Source organism: Aliterella sp. E5.1, from assembly GCF_057473825.1.
This window is the reverse complement of sequence record NZ_JBYCCV010000206.1, coordinates 1-3,219: the sequence shown is the minus strand read 5'-3', so window position 1 is coordinate 3,219 and position 3,219 is coordinate 1. Positions and strand designations below refer to the sequence as shown.

The 3,219-nt window shown below is 43.8% G+C and carries 2 protein-coding genes and 3 pseudogenes; 4 read left to right on the top strand and 1 reads right to left on the bottom strand.

Going from position 1 to position 3,219, the window contains the following annotated elements; all coding sequences use genetic code 11:
* The 4 genes and pseudogenes from AC2VE5_RS25040 to dnaB all read left to right on the top strand — a co-directional run.
* Positions 1–120, top strand: a pseudogene (locus tag AC2VE5_RS25040) (IS630 family transposase); the annotation flags it as partial.
* Between the two features lie 53 nt (positions 121–173).
* Positions 174–485 (top strand): annotated as a pseudogene (locus AC2VE5_RS25035) (VOC family protein); the annotation flags it as partial.
* Between the two features lie 143 nt (positions 486–628).
* Entirely contained in the window at positions 629–1,087 is a 459-nt protein-coding gene (rplI, locus tag AC2VE5_RS25030) for a 50S ribosomal protein L9 (protein ID WP_486890311.1), read from the top strand.
* A 216-nt stretch (positions 1,088–1,303) separates the two neighbouring features.
* Positions 1,304–2,644, top strand: coding sequence for a replicative DNA helicase (gene dnaB, locus AC2VE5_RS25025; RefSeq protein WP_486890310.1), 1,341 nt, complete (start codon positions 1,304–1,306; stop codon positions 2,642–2,644).
* Between the two features lie 23 nt (positions 2,645–2,667).
* Here the strand turns inward: dnaB and AC2VE5_RS25020 are convergent.
* Positions 2,668–3,096 (bottom strand): annotated as a pseudogene (locus AC2VE5_RS25020) (TonB-dependent receptor domain-containing protein); the annotation flags it as partial.
* Positions 3,097–3,219: the final 123 nt, after the last annotated feature.

Below are 3,219 nucleotides of genomic sequence, written 5' to 3'. Positions count from 1 at the left end.
GCGAGCATTGGTGGTTTGTCCTCAAAAACTGGATGCGGCAGCGAGCGGTGCAACGAATTTGACAGCTTTCATGATTGTGTTGATGCCGCCTTCAAACACTGCCCTAACGTGTTTCCGTAAGGCTATAATTTATCGTTACCGTCTCTACTCCCCTAACAAGTAGATGCGCCCGTAAGCGATTGATGGAACATTCAGGTGTGATCGCCTATGGCAAACAATACGCAGAATTTTGGGTGCATACACCAATTGATGGACAGTCTGCAACGGTTGGCAATGGTACGCATATCGGTTTTATCGCTCCAACCAAGGCATCAGTTCATGCCTTTTATGAAACTGCTTTAGAAAAAGGTGGCATAGACGAAGGTGCGCCAGGTGGCAGACCAGATTACGGCGAACCATATTACGGCTGCTTTGTCCGCGACCCTGACGGACATAAGGTAGAAGCATCCTTTTGGGATATGGAAATTGATTTCAATCCCAATTAGTTCTTAACGCAGAATTTAGGTGCAAAATGCGATCACTTTATCAGCAATTAGTTATTAGTTGCGATCGCATCCTATATTTGGGTAAAATCATAGATTCGACCAATTGATAGAAACTAAGTAGTTTATACTTTACAGGCAAGATTATGGCAAAGCGCGTACAGTTAGTTTTAAATAAAGATGTTAGCAAATTAGGAAAGTTAGGCGATTTAGTTGAAGTAGCTCCCGGCTATGCTCGTAACTACTTGCTGCCGCAAAAAATGGCTGTTCATGCTACTCCTGGTATTCTCAAGCAAGCCGAACGCCGCAAAGAGCAAGAGCGCCAGCGCCAAGCCGAACTCAAAGAACAAGCACAAGGCTTAAAAGTTACTTTAGAAAAAGTCGGCCGCTTTACGATCGCAAAGCAAGTCGGTGAAGGTGAATCGATCTTTGGTACGGTAACAGACCGAGAAATTGCAACTCTAATTCAAGGAGTGATCGGTCAAGAAGTAGATCGTCGCGGCATCACTTTACCCGATATTAGCAAAACTGGTAGTTATACTGCCGAAGTCAAGCTACACCCAGAAGTCACAGCTACAGTAGATATTCACGTAGTAGCAGAATAAAACTCTATTACTCCCCTCTCTTTAAAAGCTTGGGGAGAGGAAACCGTCCCCCAACTTTTTGCTCTCTTGATTAGTGGTGGCTTATCATAGTTAGTAGGTAAATTCTTTTAGTCTATTAACAGCGATTAGGAGAGGTGGTCGCTGAACTTTGCGTTGCCCTGAGCTTGTCGAAGGGTCGAAGTGGAAACCGCCCCAAATTTTTGCTTTGTTAAATTTATGTTGGAACAACTCAACTTTCAAGGCTTGGGCGGATTGCCACCGCAAAATATTGAAGCAGAAGAAGCGGTTTTGGGAGGTATCTTACTAGATCCCGAAGCAATTAGCCGTGTAAGCGATCGCTTGTTAGCCGAAGCGTTCTATATTAGCGCTCACAAAGAAATTTACGAAGCGGCTTTAAAACTCCAAGGTCAAGGTAAACCCACCGATTTACTTAGTGTCACTTCTTGGTTGACTGACCACGATTTGTTAGCAAAAATTGGTGGAAAAAGTAAGTTAGTTCAACTGGTAGATCGCACTGTTTCGGCAATTAATATTGACTCATTAGCAACGCTAGTAATGGACAAATACCTGCGGCGTAAGCTAATTCAAGCGGGTAATGAAATTGTCCAACTCGGCTACCAAACAGAAACCGAACTCCCGATAGTGCTTGACAGAGCCGAACAAAAAGTTTTTAATATCACTCAAGACAGGCCTCAGCAAGGTTTGATTGCCATTGGTGACACCTTAGTAGATACCTTTCAAGACTTAGAAAATCGCGATCGCGAACAAGCTTTACCAGGTATTTTGTCTGACTTTTACGACTTAGATGCGCTGACAAGTGGTTTCCAAAAGTCAGACTTAATTATTGTTGCCGCCCGTCCGGCGATGGGTAAAACGGCTTTGTGCTTAAATATTGCCCGCAATGTTGCCACTCGCTACAAAATGCCTGTAGCTCTTTTTAGTTTGGAAATGTCCAAAGAGCAATTGGTACAACGCTTACTAGCTAGTGAAGCGGGAATTGAAAGCCAAAGAATGCGGAGTGGGCGAATTAGTCAAAACGAGTGGGAACAATTAAGTCGAGCATTTGGTAACTTGGCTCAATTGCCCATATATATAGACGATACGGCAAATATGACGGTAATGGAGATGCGTAGTCAAGCCCGCCGTTTGCAAGCAGAGAAAAATAGCGAACTTGCTTTAATTGTGATCGATTACTTGCAGCTAATGGAAAGCAGTACCAGCGACAATCGGGTGCAAGAACTATCAAAAATTACCCGTAGTCTTAAGGGTTTAGCCCGCGAATTGAAAGTTCCAATCATCGCCCTATCTCAGTTGAGTCGGGGTGTAGAGTCGCGCACCAACAAGCGTCCCCTGCTTTCCGATTTAAGAGAATCTGGCTCTTTAGAACAAGATTCGGACTTGGTATTAATGATTTATCGGGATGATTACTACAATGCTGATTCCCCCGATCGCGGAGTCACCGAAATTATTGCCGCCAAACACCGAAATGGACCTACAGGCACAGTTAAATTGCTGTTTAACCCGCAATATACTCAGTTTTTGAACTTTAAAAGGTAATCACTGGGCTTGGGGGTTATGGCTCAAAAATTGGCGGAAACACCAGCGCGGAAAGTCAAACCAGGATGATAGATGCAATTGGACTTTTCATACTGCACAGCTGCCAGATTTTCTAGATAAATTGTCAAAGCAATATTTTTATATACAGGTACTCGTGCTGATAGGTCTAAATTGAGGAAAGAGGGTGAAAAATCTGTACTGCTTTCTCCAGGATTATTAAAGAAAGCTCGCCGCGCTCCCCCAAAGTAACTAGCGTACAAATTGACTTGCCAGCCTTCTGAACCGTAACCAACGCCCAACTGCGCTACAGAGTAAGGAACTAAGCCTAATTGCAATCCTTCCTCTGAACCAGATTTAATCTTCGCATCGGTATAAGTGTAGTTGAGAAACGTTGACCATCTAGGGGCAATTTGCCACTTCAGCGCTGCTTCTAAGCCGTTAGTTTTGACTAGGGCGTATCTGCAAAGTCTGGATGTAGCGTAATGAGCTATTTTAACCAGATAAGAATCGCCGCAATCATCAGCATTGCTAGGTAGTTTTCGGCTCGTTTTTCATAACGAGTAGCTACCCGACGA